The 17662-nt window shown below is 65.6% G+C and carries 17 protein-coding genes; 9 read left to right on the forward strand and 8 right to left on the reverse strand.

All coding sequences use genetic code 11. From position 1 onward, the window contains the following. The 5 genes from N878_RS20220 to N878_RS20240 all read left to right on the forward strand — a co-directional run. Nucleotides 1-552: methionyl-tRNA formyltransferase (locus N878_RS20220; RefSeq protein WP_021445360.1), on the forward strand; the 552-nt coding region annotated here is incomplete at its 5' end. After that, nucleotides 549-1862, forward strand: a complete 1314-nt coding sequence (gene rsmB, locus N878_RS20225) for a 16S rRNA (cytosine(967)-C(5))-methyltransferase RsmB (protein WP_021445361.1) — start codon at nucleotides 549-551, stop codon at nucleotides 1860-1862. The genes N878_RS20220 and rsmB, both read left to right, overlap by 4 nt. Nucleotides 1863-1874: 12 nt before the next feature. Continuing rightward, on the forward strand, nucleotides 1875-3248 hold the full coding sequence (gene trkA, locus N878_RS20230; RefSeq protein WP_021445362.1) for a Trk system potassium transporter TrkA: 1374 nt from the start codon (nucleotides 1875-1877) through the stop codon (nucleotides 3246-3248). A gap of 35 nt (nucleotides 3249-3283) precedes the next feature. Next, nucleotides 3284-3601, forward strand: a complete 318-nt coding sequence (locus tag N878_RS20235) for a hypothetical protein (protein ID WP_021445363.1) — start codon at nucleotides 3284-3286, stop codon at nucleotides 3599-3601. 72 nt (nucleotides 3602-3673) lie between these two features. Further along, the gene (locus N878_RS20240) at nucleotides 3674-4234 is read left to right on the forward strand and encodes a hypothetical protein (RefSeq protein WP_021445364.1); all 561 of its coding nucleotides are present in this window, start codon (nucleotides 3674-3676) and stop codon (nucleotides 4232-4234) included. On the opposite strand, the gene N878_RS20245 is transcribed toward N878_RS20240, so the two are convergent. From N878_RS20245 to N878_RS20260, 4 genes are all read right to left on the reverse strand, one after another. After that, nucleotides 4235-4885: a 7-cyano-7-deazaguanine/7-aminomethyl-7-deazaguanine transporter gene (locus N878_RS20245; protein WP_021445365.1), complete on the reverse strand. Its 651-nt coding sequence runs from the start codon at nucleotides 4883-4885 to the stop codon at nucleotides 4235-4237. Between the two features lie 144 nt (nucleotides 4886-5029). Further along, nucleotides 5030-5293: a PilZ domain-containing protein gene (locus tag N878_RS20250; RefSeq protein ID WP_021445366.1), complete on the reverse strand. Its 264-nt coding sequence runs from the start codon at nucleotides 5291-5293 to the stop codon at nucleotides 5030-5032. 103 nt (nucleotides 5294-5396) lie between these two features. Continuing rightward, entirely contained in the window at nucleotides 5397-6284 is an 888-nt protein-coding gene (locus tag N878_RS20255) for a lysophospholipid acyltransferase (protein WP_021445367.1), read from the reverse strand. Nucleotides 6285-6375: 91 nt separating this feature from the next. Beyond that, the gene (locus tag N878_RS20260; RefSeq protein ID WP_021445368.1) at nucleotides 6376-6942 is read right to left on the reverse strand and encodes a DNA-3-methyladenine glycosylase I; all 567 of its coding nucleotides are present in this window, start codon (nucleotides 6940-6942) and stop codon (nucleotides 6376-6378) included. Between the two features lie 160 nt (nucleotides 6943-7102). On the opposite strand from N878_RS20260, the gene glyQ reads away from it, so the two are divergent. The 4 genes from glyQ to N878_RS20280 all read left to right on the forward strand — a co-directional run bounded on the left by glyQ (nucleotide 7103) and on the right by N878_RS20280 (nucleotide 11559). Then, nucleotides 7103-8050, forward strand: coding sequence for a glycine--tRNA ligase subunit alpha (gene glyQ, locus N878_RS20265; protein WP_021445369.1), 948 nt, complete (start codon nucleotides 7103-7105; stop codon nucleotides 8048-8050). Continuing rightward, nucleotides 8047-10167, forward strand: coding sequence for a glycine--tRNA ligase subunit beta (gene glyS, locus N878_RS20270; RefSeq protein WP_021445370.1), 2121 nt, complete (start codon nucleotides 8047-8049; stop codon nucleotides 10165-10167). Before glyQ ends, glyS begins: the two co-directional genes overlap by 4 nt. A gap of 80 nt (nucleotides 10168-10247) precedes the next feature. Further along, a complete protein-coding gene (gene gmhB / locus N878_RS20275) occupies nucleotides 10248-10778 on the forward strand; it encodes a D-glycero-beta-D-manno-heptose 1,7-bisphosphate 7-phosphatase (protein WP_021445371.1) in 531 nt (176 codons plus the stop codon). Nucleotides 10779-10791: 13 nt separating this feature from the next. Beyond that, nucleotides 10792-11559 (forward strand): 1-acyl-sn-glycerol-3-phosphate acyltransferase, encoded by a 768-nt coding sequence (locus N878_RS20280; protein ID WP_021445372.1) that lies wholly within the window; start codon nucleotides 10792-10794, stop codon nucleotides 11557-11559. 288 nt (nucleotides 11560-11847) lie between these two features. On the opposite strand, the gene gyrB is transcribed toward N878_RS20280, so the two are convergent. The 4 genes from gyrB to dnaA all read right to left on the reverse strand — a co-directional run. After that, on the reverse strand, nucleotides 11848-14265 hold the full coding sequence (gene gyrB, locus N878_RS20285; RefSeq protein WP_021445373.1) for a DNA topoisomerase (ATP-hydrolyzing) subunit B: 2418 nt from the start codon (nucleotides 14263-14265) through the stop codon (nucleotides 11848-11850). A 4-nt stretch (nucleotides 14266-14269) separates the two neighbouring features. Beyond that, nucleotides 14270-15373: a DNA replication/repair protein RecF gene (gene recF / locus N878_RS20290; protein ID WP_021445374.1), complete on the reverse strand. Its 1104-nt coding sequence runs from the start codon at nucleotides 15371-15373 to the stop codon at nucleotides 14270-14272. A 13-nt stretch (nucleotides 15374-15386) separates the two neighbouring features. Continuing rightward, the gene (dnaN, locus tag N878_RS20295; protein ID WP_021445375.1) at nucleotides 15387-16490 is read right to left on the reverse strand and encodes a DNA polymerase III subunit beta; all 1104 of its coding nucleotides are present in this window, start codon (nucleotides 16488-16490) and stop codon (nucleotides 15387-15389) included. A 32-nt stretch (nucleotides 16491-16522) separates the two neighbouring features. Next, nucleotides 16523-17662: chromosomal replication initiator protein DnaA (gene dnaA, locus N878_RS20300; protein WP_021445376.1), on the reverse strand; the 1140-nt coding region annotated here is incomplete at its 5' end.

Raw genomic sequence — 17662 nt, forward strand, 5'->3', positions numbered from 1 at the left:
GACGGCGAGAGCGGCGTCACCGTGATGCAGATGGAAGCCGGCCTGGACACCGGGCCGATGCTGCTCAAGGTCAGCACGCCGATCAGTGCTGAGGATACTGGCGGCAGCCTGCACGACCGCCTTGCCCAGCTCGGTCCGCAGGCCGTGCTCACCGCCATCGCCGGCCTGGCCGCCGGCACCCTGGTCGGCGAAGTGCAGGACGATGCCCAGGCCAACTACGCGCACAAGCTGAACAAGGATGAGGCGCGCCTCGACTTCAGTCGTCCGGCCGTGGAACTGGAGCGCCTGGTGCGTGCCTTCCATCCCTGGCCGATCTGCCATACCACGCTGGCGGGCGATACCCTGAAAGTCCACGCAGCGGAGATAGGCGAGGGCAGCGGCGCGCCCGGCAGCATCCTCGCCGCCGACAAGCGCGGCCTGACCGTGGCCTGCGGCGAGGGCGCGCTGCGCCTGACTCGTGTGCAGCTGCCCGGCGGCAAACCGCTGGCTTTCGCCGACCTCTACAACAGCCGCCGCGAGCAGTTCGCCGCCGGCCTGGTGCTCGGTCAATGAACCCACGCCTGGCCGCCGCCCGCGCCCTGACCGCCGTACTGTCCGGCAAGGCCTCGCTGGGCAGCAGCCTGCCGCCGCAACTGGACAAGGTCGAACACCACGACCGCGCCCTGGCCCAGGACCTGGCCTTCGGTGCCGCGCGCTGGCAGCCGCGCCTGCAGCTGCTGGCCGACAGGCTGCTGGACAAGCCCTTCAAGGCCGCCGACAAGGACGTGGAAGCCCTGCTGCTGATCGGCCTCTACCAGCTGCTGCACAGCCGCATCCCGGCGCACGCCGCCATCGGCGAAACGGTCGGCTGCGCCGGCGCGCTGAAAAAACCCTGGGCCAAGGGCCTGCTCAACGCCGTGCTGCGCCGCGCCCAGCGCGAGCACGAGGCGCTGTTCGCCGAACTGGAGCGCGACCCGGTGCTGCACACCGCCCACCCGCGCTGGCTGCAGAAGGCGCTCAAGGCGCACTGGCCCGAGCACTGGCAAGCCATCTGCGCCGCCAATAACCCCCCCCCGCCGCTGATCCTGCGGGTCAATCGCCGCCACGGCAGCCGCGACGCCTATCTCGAAGAGCTACGCAGTGCAGGCCTTGCAGCCGAACCCTGCACCTTCAGCCGCGACGGCGTGCGCCTGCTGCAGCCCTGCGACGTGACCACGCTGCCCGGCTTCAAGCAAGGCCGCGTCAGCGTGCAGGACGAGGCTGCGCAGCTGGCCGCCGAGCTGCTCGAGCTGGCCCCCGGCCAACGGGTGCTGGACGCCTGCGCCGCGCCCGGCGGCAAGACCTGTCACCTGCTGGAGGTCGAGCCGGCCTTGCGCGAAGTGGTGGCCGTGGACCTGGAGGCCAAGCGCCTGGCGCGCGTGCGCGAGAACCTCGAACGTCTGCAGCTCGATGCCACCCTGATCGCCGCCGACGGCCGCGACACCGCCGCCTGGTGGGACGGCACGCCGTTCCAGCGCATCCTCCTCGATGCGCCCTGTTCGGCCACCGGGGTGATCCGCCGCCATCCGGATATCAAGCTGACCCGCCAGCCCGAGGACATCCCCGCCCTGGCCCAGCTGCAGGGCGAGCTGCTCGACGCCCTGTGGCCGACGCTGGCGCCGGGCGGCGTGCTGCTCTACGCCACCTGCTCGGTGCTGCCGACCGAGAACAGCGAAACCGTCGCCGCCTTCCTCGCCCGCACCCCGGATGCGCAGGAAGTGACCATCGCCGGCGACTTCGGCCTGCAATCGCCACAGGGTCGCCAGTTGCTGCCGCAGCTGGACGGCCACGACGGCTTCTACTATGCCAAGCTGATCAAGACTGCCGCGCCCGCGCGCGGCTAACGGAGCCCATCAGTGAAGATCATTATTCTCGGCGCCGGCCAGGTCGGCGGCACCCTGGCGGAACACCTGGCCAGCGAGGCCAACGACATCACCGTGGTCGACACCGACGGCGACCGCCTGCGCGACCTGGGCGACCGCCTGGATATCCGCACCGTGCAGGGCAAGGGTTCCTTCCCCACCGTGCTGCGTCAGGCCGGTGCCGACGATGCCGACATGCTGGTGGCGGTGACCAACAGCGACGAAGTCAACATGATCGCCTGCCAGGTGGCCTACACCCTGTTCCACACCCCGACCAAGATCGCCCGGGTGCGCGAGGCGGCCTACCTGACCCGCAGCGGCCTGTTCGACAACGAGGCGATCCCGGTCGACGTGCTGATCAGCCCCGAGCAGGTGGTGACCAACTACATCAAGCGCCTGATCGAACACCCCGGCGCCCTGCAGGTGATCGACTTCGCCGAGGGCAAGGCGCAGCTGGTGGCGGTCAAGGCCTACTACGGCGGCCCGCTGGTCGGCCAGCAGCTGCGCCAGCTGCGCCAGCACATGCCCAACGTCGACACCCGGGTGGCGGCGATCTTCCGCCGCAACCGGCCGATCATGCCGCAGGGCGACACAGTGATCGAAGCCGACGACGAGGTGTTCTTTATCGCCGCCAAGGCGCACATCCGCGCGGTGATGAGCGAGATGCGCCGCCTCGAGGACAGCTACAAGAAGGTGGTGATCGCCGGCGGCGGGCATATCGGCGAACGCCTGGCCGAGGCCATCGAGAGCCGCTACCAGGTGAAGATCATCGAGATGAACCCGGCGCGCTGCCGCTACCTGTCCGAAGCCCTCGACAGCACCATAGTGCTGCAAGGCAGCGCCTCGGACCGCGACCTGCTGGTGGAAGAGAACATCAACGACGCCGACATCTTCCTCGCCCTTACCAACGACGACGAGGCCAACATCATGTCGTCCTTGCTGGCCAAGCGCCTCGGCGCGCGCAAGGTGATGACCATCATCAACAACCCGGCCTACGTCGACCTGGTGCAGGGCGGCGAGATCGACATCGCCATCAGCCCGCAGCTGGCGACCATCGGCACATTGCTGACCCACGTGCGCCGCGGCGATATCGAAAGCGTGCACAGCCTGCGCCGCGGCGCGGCCGAGGCACTGGAGGTGATCGCCCACGGCGACGCCAAGTCGAGCAAGGTGATCGGCCGCATGATCGAGGACATCGCCCTGCCGCCGAGCACCACCATCGGCGCCATCATCCGCGACGAGGAAGTGCTGATCGCCCACGACGACACGGTGATCGAGTCCGGCGACCACGTGATCCTGTTCCTGGTCGACAAGAAATACATCCGCGACGTCGAGCGCCTGTTCCAGGCCGGCCTGACGTTCTTTTGAACCCGGCCAATCCGGGCGACAACGCAGGATCCGAGATGAGCACCGAGACGCTGGAAAAACTGCTGGCCAAAGGCACCGACAACGCCCTGCTGCGCTTCGGCCTGGGCAAGGGCCATCTGGATGCCGGCAACGCCGCCCTGGCTGCCGAACACCTGCGCCGCTGCGTCGAGTTCGATCCGGCTTATTCGGCGGCCTGGAAGCTGCTGGGCAAGGCCCTGCAGGCCGGCGCCGACACCGACGGCGCGCGCCAGGCCTGGCAACAGGGCATCGCCGCCGCGCAAGCCAAGGGCGACAAGCAGGCGGAAAAGGAAATGACGGTGTTTCTGCGCAAGCTGGACAAGGCCCACCCCTGACAGCCCGCCGCTCCTGAGCTAGCCTGAGGCGAAGCCTTGCTTCGCCCTTCGCCCTCGCATGGGAGTCGACCGATGAAACCCAGCTTCTCCGGTCTTGTCGCCGCCAAGAATGGCCAACTGGCCGTTACCCTGCGCGCACCGAATACCGGCGGCACAGGCGCTATCTCCTGTCGTAGTCAGGCAAACCTGGGCACCGACGGCAACGGCATCCTCACCTTGTCAGCCGGCATCGGAAGCCCGCCCGGCATGTGGGTGCATTACGTCGAGACCCGCGCCGCCTACGGCATCGCCGAGGCCGGCGAGACTTGGTCGGCGAGCGGCCCGTTCAGCGGCTGTCAGATCGTGGTCGGCAGCACCGATGGGCGGGTATTCGTCGCCCATCTGGCGCAGCAGTCTGGCTCGACTGCCGACACCGACTGGTCCGGGCGGGGCTGGAAAGGGGACGTATGGGGACGCTGGAAGGTGCCGGTGCCGTCCTACGACTTCTACTCCAACAGCGTCGTCTTCGTCGACTGGTCCAAGGGCGCTTCGCCCAAGGACATCAGCGTCGTTCGCGTGGATCTGCGCACCCGCAGCATGGGCGGTTTCGACAACGGCCCGATGGAGATCTTCAACGTGGTTCAGGTGGCTTGATCAGGCCACTGCCCGCTCCCGCGGCAGCAGCCGGCCGATGGCGCCGAGCAGCATGCCGTACAGCGGTACGAACAGAATCAGGCTGATCGCCAGCTTGATCGCATAGTCCACCGTGGCGATCTCCACCCAGTTGGCGGCCATGAAGGCGTCGCCGCTGCGCCAGAAGGCGATGGAGAAGAAGGCGTAGGTGTCCAGCAGGTTGCCCAGCAGGGTCGAGGCGGCCGGCGCCACCCACCACTGGCGCAGCTGGCGCAGGCGGTCGAACACCTGAATATCCAGCAGCTGCCCCAGCACATAGGCGAGGAAGCTGGCCAGGGCGATGCGGAAGACGAAGGAGTTGAACTCGCCGAGGGCGGCGAAACCGGCGAAGCGCGCCTCGTGGAACAGCACCGAGACCACGTAGGACGCCAGCAGCGCCGGCAGCATCACCCGGGCGATCACCTGGCGCGCCGGGCCCTTGCCGAGCAGGCGCACGGTCAGGTCGGTGGCGAGGAAGATAAAGGGAAAGCTGAACGCGCCCCAGGTGGTCTGCCAGCCGAACAGGCTCATGGGCAGCTGCACCAGGTAGTTGCTGGCGATGATGATCAGGATATGGAAGGCGATCAGAACGGCCAGCGCCGCACGGCGGGCCGAAGGGGTGAGGCTGTGCATGTCGATCCTTTTTGAGTGCGATGGGGTGAGGGAACCCATGGTCGGGCCGCGACCTGGCGCGGCGGCCAGCATTCTAGCGATTTCCTGACTCGCAGGGTAACTTTTTAACCCGCGGCGGATGGGCGGTCATTTCTTGTACAGCGCTCAGGCCTGCATAAAGCGCAGCCCGGCCCCTTCGGCATCCACCCGCACCACCTCCATCTGCAGCACCGGTGCCTCGATCGGCAGGTCCTGCACCTGGCCGCTGACCCGATCGCCGACGCTCAGCGCTGCCATCTGCGGATGCCGCACGTAGACGCCGCTGTCGGACAGGTCGCGGGTCTGCGCCACCAGTTCGCCGAAGCTGGGGTGGCAGATCTTGATCCGGCACCTGATCGGGGTGCGTACCTGGTGACGCTGATTCGACATGGCGGGGCTTCCATTCGGCGCGGAGGATGCCGCCTTTAATAAAGTAAAACGTCGGCAAATCCCAAGGATTGGCGGAAAAAAGGCGCCATCGCGGCGCCTTGCTTCAGTACCACTTGGCCTCGCCGTCCGGACGTTTCTTGAAGCGTTTCATGCTCCACATGTACTGACTCGGGTAGTTGCGCACGTAGCGCGACACCACTTCGCTCATGGCCGCCACGCCTTCTTCCACGTTCTCGCTGTACATGCCTTCGGGTGCCGCTTCGAGGATCACCTTGTAGCCGCTGCCGTCCGGCAGGCGCAGCGCATGCAGGAACACGCCGACCGCCTTGCCGCCGGCGAGCATGCCGGGGACGAACTTGCTGGTCAGCGCGGTGGTGCCGAGAAAGGGCACGAAAACGCCGGCGGAACGGCTCGGCTCGGGATCGGCGGGAATGCCCACGGCGCCGCCTTTACGCACTTCCTTGATGACGCTGAGGATGCCCTCCTTGGTCGAGGGCGCCACGCGGTTGCCCATCTGCACGCGCTGCTGCTGCAGCAGCTCGTCGACGGCCTTGAGCTTGGGCGGACGGTAGAAGATGATCGGTTTGCACTGGTTGCAGTAGAAGTGGTTGAGCACTTCCCAGTTGCCCAGGTGGCTGGTGATGCCGACCACGCCCTTGCCCGAGGCCAGCGCCTGCTGCAGCACCTCCAGGCCTTCCACTTGGCGGATCAGCTTGAGCGACTTCTGCGCCGGCCAGATCCAGGCACAGGCGCTTTCGGTGAGGGTCTTGCCGATGTCCTTGAGGCTCTGCCCGACCAGACGATCCAGTTCGGCCTGATTCAGCTCGGGAAAGCACTTGCTCAGGTTGATGCGCACCACGTCGCGCGAGCCGTTGGGCAATTTCCACATCAGCCAGCCGATGGCATTGCCCACCGCTTGCACGGCGCGCCAGGGCAGCAGGGCGAACAGACGGAGAAAGCCGACCACCAGCCGGCCTTTGAATGCTTCCACGAATGACTCCAGGGGTTGCATGAAAAGCCGGCATTGTACCCGCCATGGTCAGATCACGTAGCCCGGATGCGATCTGTGGCCGCTGCGGCCTTCAGGCCGTCGCCGCCGAACCGCTCAACGCGGGGTAACGGTCGCAGTCGGTGGTGTGGTCCATCACCATGCCCGTGGCCTGCATGAAGGCATAGCAGATGGTCGGCCCGACGAAGTTGAAGCCCGCCTTGCGCAACGCCTTGCTCATCGCCTCGGCCTCGGGCGTCACCGCCAGCATCTGGCTGCGGTCGCTGAAATGGTTGATCTTCGGCGCGCCGCCGACGAAGGACCAGAGCCAGGTCACCGGATCCTCCAGCTTCAGCCAGGCCTGGGCGTTCTGCCGCACGGCCTTGAGCTTGAGGCGGTTGCGGATGATGCCGGGCTCCTGCATCAGCGCCTCGATTTCCTCGTCACTCAGCCGCGCCAGGCGTTCGGGCTCGAAGCCGTGCAGCACCTGACGATAGCGCTCGCGCTTCTTCAGCACGGTGATCCACGACAGCCCGGCCTGGGCCCCTTCGAGCAGCAGCATCTCGAACAGCGCGCGCGGCTCGCGCTGCGGCACGCCCCATTCCTCATCGTGGTAGGCCTGGTACAGCGGATCATCGGTACACCAGAAGCAGCGGGGCATGGTCTCGGCCTCGGTCGCGGGAGATGGCTCGGACTATAGCGGTAAAACAGCTGGATATAAATACAGTCTCGCGAAGCCGGGCGCGCCTGATCCTGCGGGCTGCGCCCAGTTTCGATATACTCCCCGGCTTTCCGTCGCAGCCTCAACAGGTGAATTTTTCGTGAGCCAGACCAAGCCTGCCGTGCGCACCTTCCAGGACCTGATCCTGGCCCTGCAGAACTACTGGGCCGAGCAGGGCTGCGTGGTGCTGCAGCCCTACGACATGGAAGTGGGCGCCGGGACCTTCCACACCGCCACCTTTCTGCGCGCCGTCGGTCCCGAGACCTGGAACGCCGCCTACGTGCAGCCCTCGCGCCGTCCGGCCGACGGCCGCTACGGCGAGAACCCCAACCGCCTGCAGCATTACTACCAGTTCCAGGTGGTCTTGAAACCCAACCCGGAGAACTTCCAGGAGCTGTACCTCGGCTCGCTGCAGGCCATCGGCATCGACCCGCTGGTGCACGACATCCGCTTCGTCGAGGACAACTGGGAATCGCCGACGCTCGGCGCCTGGGGCCTGGGCTGGGAAATCTGGCTCAACGGCATGGAAGTCACCCAGTTCACCTACTTCCAGCAGGTTGGTGGCATCGAGTGCTACCCGGTGACCGGCGAGATCACCTATGGCCTGGAGCGCCTGGCCATGTACCTGCAGGGCGTCGACTCGGTCTACGACCTGATCTGGACCGACGGCCCGTTCGGCACCGTGACCTACGGCGACGTGTTCCACCAGAACGAGGTGGAGCAGTCCACCTACAACTTCGAGCACGCCAACGTCGACAAGCTGTTCGAGCTGTTCGATTTCTACGAGAGCGAAGCCAATCGCCTGATCGAGCTGCAGCTGCCGCTGCCGACCTACGAGATGGTGCTCAAGGCCTCGCACACCTTCAACCTGCTCGACGCCCGCCGCGCCATCTCGGTGACCGCGCGTCAGCAGTACATCCTGCGCGTGCGCACCCTGGCCCGTGCGGTAGCGCAGAGCTACCTGCAGGCGCGCGCCCGCCTCGGCTTCCCCATGGCCAGCGCCGAACTGCGTGACGAAGTACTGGCCAAGCTGGAGGCGCAAGCATGAGTGCACAAGATTTTCTGGTCGAACTGGGCACCGAAGAGCTGCCGCCGAAAGCCCTGAAGAGCCTCGGCGAGGCCTTCCTCGCCGGCATCGAGAAAGGCCTCAAGGCCGCCGGCCTGGACTACGCCTCCAGCCGCGTCTATGCCGCGCCGCGGCGCCTGGCGGTACTGGTCGAGCAACTCGCCAGCCAGCAGCCTGACCGCAGCATGAACCTCGACGGCCCGCCGATCCAGGCCGCCTTCGACGCCGAAGGCAAGCCGACCCAGGCCGCCCTGGGCTTCGCCAAGAAGTGCGGCGTCGACCTGGCCGAGATCGACCGCAGCGGCGCGAAACTGCGCTTCGCCCAGCACATCCCCGGCCAGCCGGCGGTGCAGCTGCTGCCGACCATAGTGCAGGATTCGCTGAACGACCTGCCGATCCCCAAACGCATGCGCTGGGCCGATCGCCGCGACGAGTTCGTCCGTCCCACCCAGTGGCTGGTGATGCTGTTCGGCGACGCCGTGGTCGACTGCGAGATCCTCGCGCAGAAGGCCGGCCGCGTGTCCCGCGGCCACCGCTTCCACGCCAACCGCGAGGTGCGCATCGGCAGCCCGGCCAGCTACGCCGAGGACCTGCGCAGCGCCTATGTGCTGGCCGACTTCGCCGAGCGCCGCGAGCTCATCTCCCGCCGCGTCGACGAGCTGGCCGCCGCCGAGCAGGGCACGGCCATCGTGCCGCCGGCGCTGCTGGACGAAGTGACCGCGCTGGTCGAGTGGCCGGTGCCGCTGGTCTGCTCCTTCGAGGAACGCTTCCTCGAGGTGCCGCAGGAGGCGCTGATCAGCACCATGCAGGACAACCAGAAGTACTTCTGCCTGCTCGATGCCAAGGGCAAGCTGCTGCCGCGCTTTATCACCGTGGCGAACATCGAAAGCAAGGATCCGGCGCAGATCGTCTCGGGCAACGAGAAAGTCGTGCGTCCGCGCCTGACCGACGCCGAGTTCTTCTTCAAGCAGGACAAGAAGCACAAGCTCGAAGGCTTCAACCAGCGCCTGGCCAACGTGGTGTTCCAGGCCCAGCTCGGCTCGGTGTTCGACAAGGCCCAGCGGGTATCGGCGCTGGCCGGTTTCATCGCCCGCGAAGTCGGCGGCGACGAGGCGCGCGCCGCCCGTGCCGGTCTGCTGTCCAAGTGCGACCTGGCCACCGAGATGGTCGGCGAATTCCCCGAGATGCAGGGCATCGCCGGCTACTACTACGCGCTCAACGACGGTGAGCCGCAGGACGTCGCCCTGGCCCTGAACGAGCAGTACATGCCGCGTGGTGCCGGCGCCGAACTGCCGAGCACCCTGACCGGTGCCGCCGTGGCCGTGGCCGACAAGCTCGACACCCTGGTCGGCATCTTCGGCATCGGTATGCTGCCCACCGGCTCCAAGGACCCCTACGCCCTGCGTCGCGCGGCGCTGGGGATTCTGCGGATCCTGATCGAGAAGGACCTGGATCTGGATCTGGCAGCGGCTATTAAGCACTCCATCCAAACCTATCAAGGCCAGATAAATCTGGAGATGGAATGGGTTATGGCTTGTGCCAAAAACGCCGCACGAGGCCAAACCACCCAAACCAACTTGGACGAACTCGCGGCTATGGTGCAGGACTTTATCTTCGACCGCCTGCGCGCCCGCTACGAGGACGAAGGCGTCGAGGTCGCGGTGTACCAGGCGGTGCGCGCGGTCGGCCCGACCTCGCCGCTGGACTTCGACCAACGCGTGCAGGCCGTGCAGGCGTTCCGCGCCCTGCCGCAAGCCGCCGCCCTGGCCGCGGCGAACAAGCGCGTGTCCAACCTGCTGAGCAAGGCCGAAGGCGGCATCGCCGCCCAGGTCGAGGCGCACTACTTCGACAGCCCCAGCGAGTTCGCCCTCAACGCCGCGATCCAGCAGGCCGACCAGGCCGTGCAACCGCTGGCCGCGTCGCGTCAGTACAGCCAGGCGCTGAGCCAGCTGGCCAGCCTGCGCGAGCCGGTGGACGCCTTCTTCGAGGCGGTGCTGGTCAACGCCGAAGACGCCAAGGTACGCGCCAACCGCTACGCCCTGCTGGCCCGCCTGCGCGGGCTGTTCCTCGGCGTGGCGGATATCTCGGTGCTGGGCTGACGCCAGCCGCGGCAAGCTCCAAGCTTCGAGCGGCAAGCTGTCCGCCCTGACTTGGAGCTTGCGCCTTGGAGCTTGTAGCTATGAAGTTGCTGATTCTCGACCGCGACGGCGTCATCAACCAGGACTCCGACGCCTATATCAAGAGCCTGGACGAATGGATTCCGATCCCTTCGTCCATCGCCGCCATCGCCCGCCTGTCGCGCGCCGGCTGGACCGTGGCGGTGGCCACCAACCAATCCGGCATCGCCCGTGGCTACTACGACCTGGCCACCCTCGAAGCCATGCACGCGCGCCTGCGCGAACTGGTGGCGGAGCAGGGCGGCGACCTCGGCCTGATCCTCCACTGCCCGCACGGGCCGGACGACGGCTGCGCCTGCCGCAAGCCGAAACCGGGCCTGCTGCACGGCATTGCCGCGCACTACGGCACGCCATTGGCAGGCGTGTGGTTCGTCGGCGACAGCAGCGGTGACCTGCAGGCCGCGCAAGCCGTCGACTGTCAGCCCGTGCTGGTGAAAACCGGCAAGGGCGAACGTACCCTGGCCAAACCGTTGCCGCCGGGAACCCTGGTATTCGATGATCTGGCGGCCGTCGCCGATCAACTGCTCTCATAAGGTGCAAGGCTCCATGACGATATCGCAGGCCCTCAGAACCACGCTCTTCTACCTGCTCCTGTCGTCCAGCGCCTTTCTCTGGTGCATCGTCAGCGTACTGGCGGCGCCCTTCCTGCCGTTCCGTCGGCGCTACCGCTTCGTCATCCAGAACTGGTGCCGCTGCGCGGTGTGGCTGGCCAGGGTGGTGGTCGGCATCCGCTACCAGGTGCGCGGCCTGGAGCACATCCCCGCGCAGCCCTGCGTGATCCTGGCCAACCACCAGAGCACCTGGGAGACCTTCTTCCTCTCCGCGCTGTTCGAGCCGCTGTCCCAGGTGGTCAAACGCGAGCTGCTGCGCGTGCCGTTCTTCGGCTGGGCCATGGCCCTGCTCAAGCCCATCGCCATCGACCGCAGCAACCCCAAGGCGGCGCTCAAGCAGCTGGCCAAGCAGGGCGACGAACGCCTCAAGCAGGGCGCCTGGGTGCTGATCTTCCCCGAGGGCACGCGCATTCCGCCGGGCCAGATCGGTAAGTTCTCCCGCGGCGGCGCGTCGCTGGCGGTGAACGCCGGTCTGCCGCTGCTGCCCATCGCCCACAATGCCGGCGAGTTCTGGCCCAAGCAGGGCTGGGGCAAGCGCCCCGGCACCGTGCAGGTGATCATCGGCGCACCGATGCACGCCGAAGGCGAGGGCCCGCGCGCCATCGCCGAACTCAACGAACGCGCCTTCGCCTGGGTCTGCGAACGGCAGACCGAACTGCGCGGCGCCGCGCCGCAACTGGCCAGCCTCGCCGAGCAGGCCTGACTAGTCCGCTGTGGATAAGCTGTGGGCGAACTGTAGGAAAGGCGCCAGATCTTCCTATAGCCCATTGATTTTTACGGGTATTTTTCTCTGAAGCGGTATCACCGCCACCGGGCATAAGTTGTCCGGAACAAGGACTCCCGAGGCCGGCGCGCCTGCTCGCTCGACGATCAGCTCAACTTGATCCTCAGTTAATGGCAGCACTTAAAACAGAAAGCCCCGGCTGTTTTCAGCCGGGGCTTTCTGTTTACGACGCGGCCAATCATCTGCTTGGCCTGATCTTGCTGCCGATCAGAAGTCCAGGTTGGACACCGCCAGGGCGTTGGACTCGATGAAGTCGCGGCGCGGCTCCACGGCATCGCCCATCAGGGTGTTGAAGATCTGGTCGGCGGCGATGGCGTCCTCGATGGTTACCTTGAGCATGCGGCGCACTTCCGGGTCCATGGTGGTTTCCCACAGCTGCTCCGGGTTCATCTCGCCGAGCCCCTTGTAGCGCTGGATGCTGTGGCGCTTGGTGCTCTCGCTCATCAGCCATTCCAGGCCTTCCTTGAAGCTGGTCACCGGCTTCTTGCGCTCGCCGCGCTGTACGTAGGCGCCGTCTTCCAGCAGGTTGTTGAGCTGCTCGCCGAGCGCGGTCACCGTGCGGTAGTCGTTGCTGGCGAAGAAGTCGCGGTTGAAGGTGATGTAGCTGGAGACGCCGTGGGAGATCAGCTCCACCTCGGGCAGCCACAGGTGGCGCTCGCGGTCTTCGCGCAGGCTGGTCTTGTACACCAGACCGGACTTCTCCATGACCTTCAGGCGAGCATCGAGCAGGCCCAGCCAGGCCTGCATGGCACGCTGGTCTGCCAGTTGCTCGACGCTGACGCGCGGCAGGTAGACGAAGTGCTCGGTGAGCTCGATCGGGTACAGACGCGATAGGCGATTGAGGGTCTTCATCACCCCACGGTACTCGCCCACCAGCTTCTCCAGCGCCTCGCCGGCCAGGCCTGGGGCGCCTTCGTTGACGTGCAGGCTGGCGTCTTCCAGGGCCGACTGGGTCATGTATTCGTCCATGGCCTCGTCGTCCTTGATGTACTGCTCCTGCTTGCCCTTCTTCACCTTGTACAGCGGCGGCTGGGCGATGTAGATGTAGCCGCGCTCGATCAGCTCCGGCAGCTGGCGGAAGAAGAAGGTCAGCAGCAGGGTACGGATGTGCGAGCCGTCGACGTCGGCGTCGGTCATGATGATGATGTTGTGGTAACGCAGCTTGTCGATGTTGTACTCCTCGCGCCCGATACCGCAGCCGAGGGCGGTGATCAGGGTGCCGACTTCCTGGGAGGAGAGCATCTTGTCGAAGCGGGCTTTTTCCACGTTGAGGATCTTGCCCTTGAGCGGCAGGATCGCCTGGGTCCTGCGGTTGCGGCCCTGCTTGGCAGAACCGCCCGCGGAGTCACCCTCCACTATGTAGAGTTCGGACAGCGCCGGGTCCTTTTCCTGGCAGTCGGCCAGCTTGCCGGGCAGCCCGGCAATATCCAGCGCGCCCTTGCGGCGGGTCATCTCGCGGGCCTTGCGCGCGGCTTCGCGGGCGCGGGCAGCGTCGATCATCTTGCCGACCACGGCCTTGGCTTCGTTGGGGTTTTCCAGCAGGAAGTCGGCGAAGTACTTGCCCATTTCCTGTTCGACCGCGGTCTTCACTTCGCTGGAGACCAGCTTGTCCTTGGTCTGCGAGCTGAATTTCGGGTCCGGCACCTTGACCGAGATGATCGCGGTCAGGCCTTCGCGGGCATCGTCGCCGGTGGTGCTGACCTTGAACTTCTTGGCCAGGCCTTCCTGCTCGATATAGGTGTTGAGGTTACGCGTCAGCGCCGAGCGGAAGCCGGCGAGGTGGGTGCCGCCGTCGCGTTGGGGAATGTTGTTGGTGAAGCACAACAGGTTCTCGTTGAAGCTGTCGTTCCACTGCAGGGCCACTTCCACGCCGACGCCATCGTCGCGCTGCACGTTGAAGTGGAACACCTGGTTGACCGTGGTCTTGTTGTGGTTGAGGTACTCGACGAAGGCGCGCAGACCGCCCTCGTACTTGAACAGTTCTTCCTTGCCGCTGCGTTCGTCCTTGAGCAGGATGCCGACGCCGGAGTTGAGGAAGGACAGTTCGCGCAGGCGCTTGGCCAGGATGTCCCAGCTAAAGTGGATATTGTGGAAGGTTTCTTCCGAGGGCTTGAAATGAATCTGCGTGCCGGTGCCTTCGGTGTCACCAACGGCGGCCAGCGGCGCCTGGGGCACGCCATGCACGTAGGTCTGTTCCCAGATCTTGCCGCCGCGGCGGATGGTCAGCACCAGTTCCTTGGACAGCGCGTTGACCACCGAAACACCCACGCCATGCAGGCCGCCGGAGACCTTGTAGCTGTTGTCGTCGAACTTACCGCCGGCGTGCAGCACGGTCATGATCACTTCGGCGGCGGAAACACCTTCTTCCTTGTGGATATCCACCGGAATGCCGCGGCCGTTGTCGCGCACGCTGATCGACTCATCCGGATGGATGGTGATGACGATCTCGCTGCAATGCCCGGCCAGGGCCTCGTCGATGGAGTTGTCGACCACCTCGAACACCATGTGGTGCAGACCGCTGCCATCGTCGGTATCGCCGATGTACATGCCAGGCCGCTTGCGTACGGCATCCAGGCCCTTGAGGACCTTAATGTTATTGGAGTCGTACGTTTGGTTGTCGCTCATGCCTTCACTCCCGGTGGTCGTGGGTCTGGGTGATACGGCCATGTTCCACGTGGAACATGGCAACCGGCGTATCCGTTTGCCAGCCGTCCCTCAACAATTCATGGTCTACACAGGTGATGAACACCTGGCAGTGCAAATCTTCCAGCAACCGGCACAATGCCAACCGGTGCTGCTCATCCAGTTCCGACGGCAGGTCGTCGACCAGATAGATACATTGGCCGCGCTTGGCCTCGTTGACCAAGTGGCCTTGGGCGATGCGCAACGCGCACACCACCAATTTCTGTTGCCCTCGCGAAAGGATCTCCGCCGCGTTATGCCCGGCCAGCCGCAAGCGCAGATCGGCGCGCTGGGGGCCTGCCTGGGTATGCCCGAGTTGCTGGTCGCGGAGGAGGGAGGCGGCGAGCACGTCGCTCAGCTCACGATCCTTGTCCCAGCCGCGGTAGTAGCTCAGGGTCAGCCCTTCGAGTTGCAGCAGCTCTGCCAGGGTACGCTCGAATACCGGTTTCAGTGCCTGGATATAGGCCCGTCTATAGGTGTCGATCTCCGCGCTGGCTGTGCACAGTTCACGGTCCCACGCGGCCTGCGAAGCGCCGTCAAGTGTACCATGGCGCAGCCACGAGTTCCGCTGCCGCAGGGCCTTCTGCAGGCGCTGCCAGGCACCGAGGAAGCGATGTTCCACGTGGAACACGCCCCAATCGAGGAACTGCCGGCGAATCTTCGGCGCCCCCTCGAGCAGACGAAAACTGTCCGGGTTGATCAGCTGCAACGGCAGCAGATCGGCCAGCTGCGCTGCGCTGCGCGCATTCTGTCCATCCACGCGAATCTGCAGCTCGCCCTGGCGGTCGCGGGAAATACCCAGGTTGCTGCTGCCGCCTTCGGCCAGCTGTACCTGACCGAACACGGTACAGGCCGGTTGTTCGTAATGGATCACCGGCTGCAGACGGGAGCTGCGAAAGGAGCGGGCCAGGCCGAGCAGATGGATGGCTTCCAGCAGACTGGTCTTGCCGCTGCCGTTGGCGCCGTGAAGGATGTTGATGCGGGGGGAGGGGGAGAGGGTCACCGGGTGCAGGTTGCGCACCGCGGTGACCGTTACGCGGGTCAGCGACATCTAGCGGCTTCGGTCACAGGCGCATCGGCATGACGACGTAGGCGGAATCGTCGTTGTCGGCTTCCTGCAGCAGGGCGCTGCTGTTGGAGTCGGAGAGGATCAGGCGCACCTGCTCGGTGCCCATTACGCCCAGCACGTCGAGCAGGTAGCTGACGTTGAAGCCGATCTCCAGGCTTGCGCCGTTGTAGTCGACGACGATCTCTTCCTCGGCTTCTTCCTGCTCCGGGTTGTTGGCCTGGATTTTCAGCAGGCCGGCGGCCAGGGTAAGGCGGATGCCGCGGTACTTCTCGTTGGACAGGATCGCGGTACGGCTGAAGGCTTCGCGCAGGCCCTGACGATCGGCCAGCACCAGCTTGTCGCCGCCACGCGGCAGCACGCGCTCGTAATCGGGGAACTTGCCGTCGACCAGCTTGGAGGTGAAGGTGAACTCGCCGGTGTTGGCGCGAATGTGGTGCTGACCGAGGACGATGCTGACTTCGGCGTCCTGCTCGGTGAGCAGGCGGGCCAGCTCGAGAATACCTTTGCGCGGCACTATCACCTGGTGCTTGCCGTCCTGCTGGATGGCCGCCTCCATCGAGCACATGGCCAGGCGGTGACCGTCGGTGGCTACCGCGCGCAGCAGACCGCTCTGTACTTCCAGCAGCATGCCGTTGAGGTAGTAACGCACGTCCTGTTGGGCCATGGCGAAGCTGGTGCGCTCGATCAGGCGACGCAGCTTGGCTTGCGGCAGGTTGAAGGTCAGCGAGCCCGGACCTTCCTCGACGGTGGGAAAGTCGTTGGCCGGCAGGGTGGACAGGCTGAAGCGGCTGCGCCCGGCCTTGACCAGCAGCTTCTGCTCGTCGACGCGGATGTCGATCAGCGCGTCGGACGGCAGGCTCTTGCAGATGTCCATCAGCTTGCGCGCCGGCACGGTGATCTCGCCTGGTTCGGCGGCCTCTTCCAGGGTGACGCGGCCGACCAGTTCGACTTCCAGATCGGTACCGGTGAGCGACAGCTGCTGGCCTTCAACCACCAGCAGGACGTTGGACAACACCGGCAGGGTCTGGCGGCGTTCCACGACGCCGGCGACCAGTTGCAGGGGTTTCAACAGGGCTTCGCGTTGAATGGTGAAATGCATGGTCTAGTCCCTTGCCTCGTGGAGCTGCGGTATCAGGTAGTCAGGGTGCGCAGCAGGTTCTTGTAGTCCTCGCGGATGTCCGCGTCGGATCCCCTAAGTTCAGCAATCTTACGGCATGCGTGCAACACCGTGGTGTGATCGCGGCCGCCGAAGGCCACGCCGATTTCCGGCAGGCTGTGGTTGGTCAGTTCCTTCGACAACGCCATGGCCACCTGGCGCGGCCGGGCGATGGAGCGCGAGCGGCGCTTGGAGAGCAGATCGGTGATCTTGATCTTGTAGTACTCGGCGGTGGTGCGCTGGATATTGTCGATGCTCACCAGCTTGTCCTGCAGGGCCAGCAGGTCCTTGAGCGATTCGCGAATCAGCTCGATGGTGATGTCGCGGCCCATGAAGTGCGAGTGAGCGATCACCCGTTTCAGCGCACCTTCCAGCTCGCGCACGTTGGAGCGGATGCGCTGGGCAATGAAGAACGCCGCGTCGTGCGGCAGTTCGACCTTGGCCTGGTCGGCCTTCTTCATCAGGATCGCCACGCGGGTTTCCAGCTCCGGCGGCTCCACCGCCACGGTCAGGCCCCAGCCGAAGCGCGACTTCAGGCGTTCTTCCAGGCCCTCGATCTCCTTCGGGTAGCGGTCGCTGGTAAGGATCACCTGCTGGCCGCCTTCGAGCAGGGCGTTGAAGGTGTGGAAGAACTCCTCCTGGGAGCGCTCCTTCTTGGCGAAGAACTGGATATCGTCGATCAGCAGCGCGTCCACCGAACGGTAGAAGCGCTTGAACTCGTTGATCGCATTGAGCTGCAGCGCCTTGACCATGTCGGCGACGAAGCGCTCGGAATGCAGGTAGACCACCTTGGCGTTGGGGTTCTTCGCCAGCAGGTGGTTGCCCACCGCGTGCATCAGGTGCGTCTTGCCCAGGCCGACGCCGCCATAGAGGAACAGCGGGTTATAGCCGTGCTTGGGGTTGTCCGCCACCTGCCAGGCCGCGGCGCGAGCCAACTGGTTGGACTTGCCCTCGACGAAGTTGTCGAAGGTGAAGGTACGATTGAGGTAACTGGTGTGCTTGAGACCACCTTCAACCTGCACGGTGCGCTCTGTGCGCGGCGCCACCGCCGGAGTCGGCGCCTGCGGGGCAGCCCCGGCCATGGAGTCGAAGCTGGCGCGCGAAGGTTCCTCCTG

The sequence above is a fragment of the Pseudomonas sp. EGD-AK9 genome, from assembly GCF_000465935.2.
Lineage (GTDB): Bacteria > Pseudomonadota > Gammaproteobacteria > Pseudomonadales > Pseudomonadaceae > Aquipseudomonas.

What these genes read in the sequence shown, in the direction of transcription:
- gyrB (WP_021445373.1), bottom strand. Translation starts at nt 14,265, where the DNA reads ATGAGCGACAACCAAACGTACGACTCCAATAACATTAAGGTCCTCAAG.
- dnaN (WP_021445375.1), bottom strand. Translation starts at nt 16,490, where the DNA reads ATGCATTTCACCATTCAACGCGAAGCCCTGTTGAAACCCCTGCAACTG.
- N878_RS20235 (WP_021445363.1), top strand. Translation starts at nt 3,284, where the DNA reads ATGAGCACCGAGACGCTGGAAAAACTGCTGGCCAAAGGCACCGACAAC.
- N878_RS20245 (WP_021445365.1), bottom strand. Translation starts at nt 4,885, where the DNA reads ATGCACAGCCTCACCCCTTCGGCCCGCCGTGCGGCGCTGGCCGTTCTG.
- N878_RS20250 (WP_021445366.1), bottom strand. Translation starts at nt 5,293, where the DNA reads ATGTCGAATCAGCGTCACCAGGTACGCACCCCGATCAGGTGCCGGATC.
- recF (WP_021445374.1), bottom strand. Translation starts at nt 15,373, where the DNA reads ATGTCGCTGACCCGCGTAACGGTCACCGCGGTGCGCAACCTGCACCCG.
- gmhB (WP_021445371.1), top strand. Translation starts at nt 10,248, where the DNA reads ATGAAGTTGCTGATTCTCGACCGCGACGGCGTCATCAACCAGGACTCC.
- rsmB (WP_021445361.1), top strand. Translation starts at nt 549, where the DNA reads ATGAACCCACGCCTGGCCGCCGCCCGCGCCCTGACCGCCGTACTGTCC.
- glyS (WP_021445370.1), top strand. Translation starts at nt 8,047, where the DNA reads ATGAGTGCACAAGATTTTCTGGTCGAACTGGGCACCGAAGAGCTGCCG.
- N878_RS20280 (WP_021445372.1), top strand. Translation starts at nt 10,792, where the DNA reads ATGACGATATCGCAGGCCCTCAGAACCACGCTCTTCTACCTGCTCCTG.
- N878_RS20240 (WP_021445364.1), top strand. Translation starts at nt 3,674, where the DNA reads ATGAAACCCAGCTTCTCCGGTCTTGTCGCCGCCAAGAATGGCCAACTG.
- N878_RS20260 (WP_021445368.1), bottom strand. Translation starts at nt 6,942, where the DNA reads ATGCCCCGCTGCTTCTGGTGTACCGATGATCCGCTGTACCAGGCCTAC.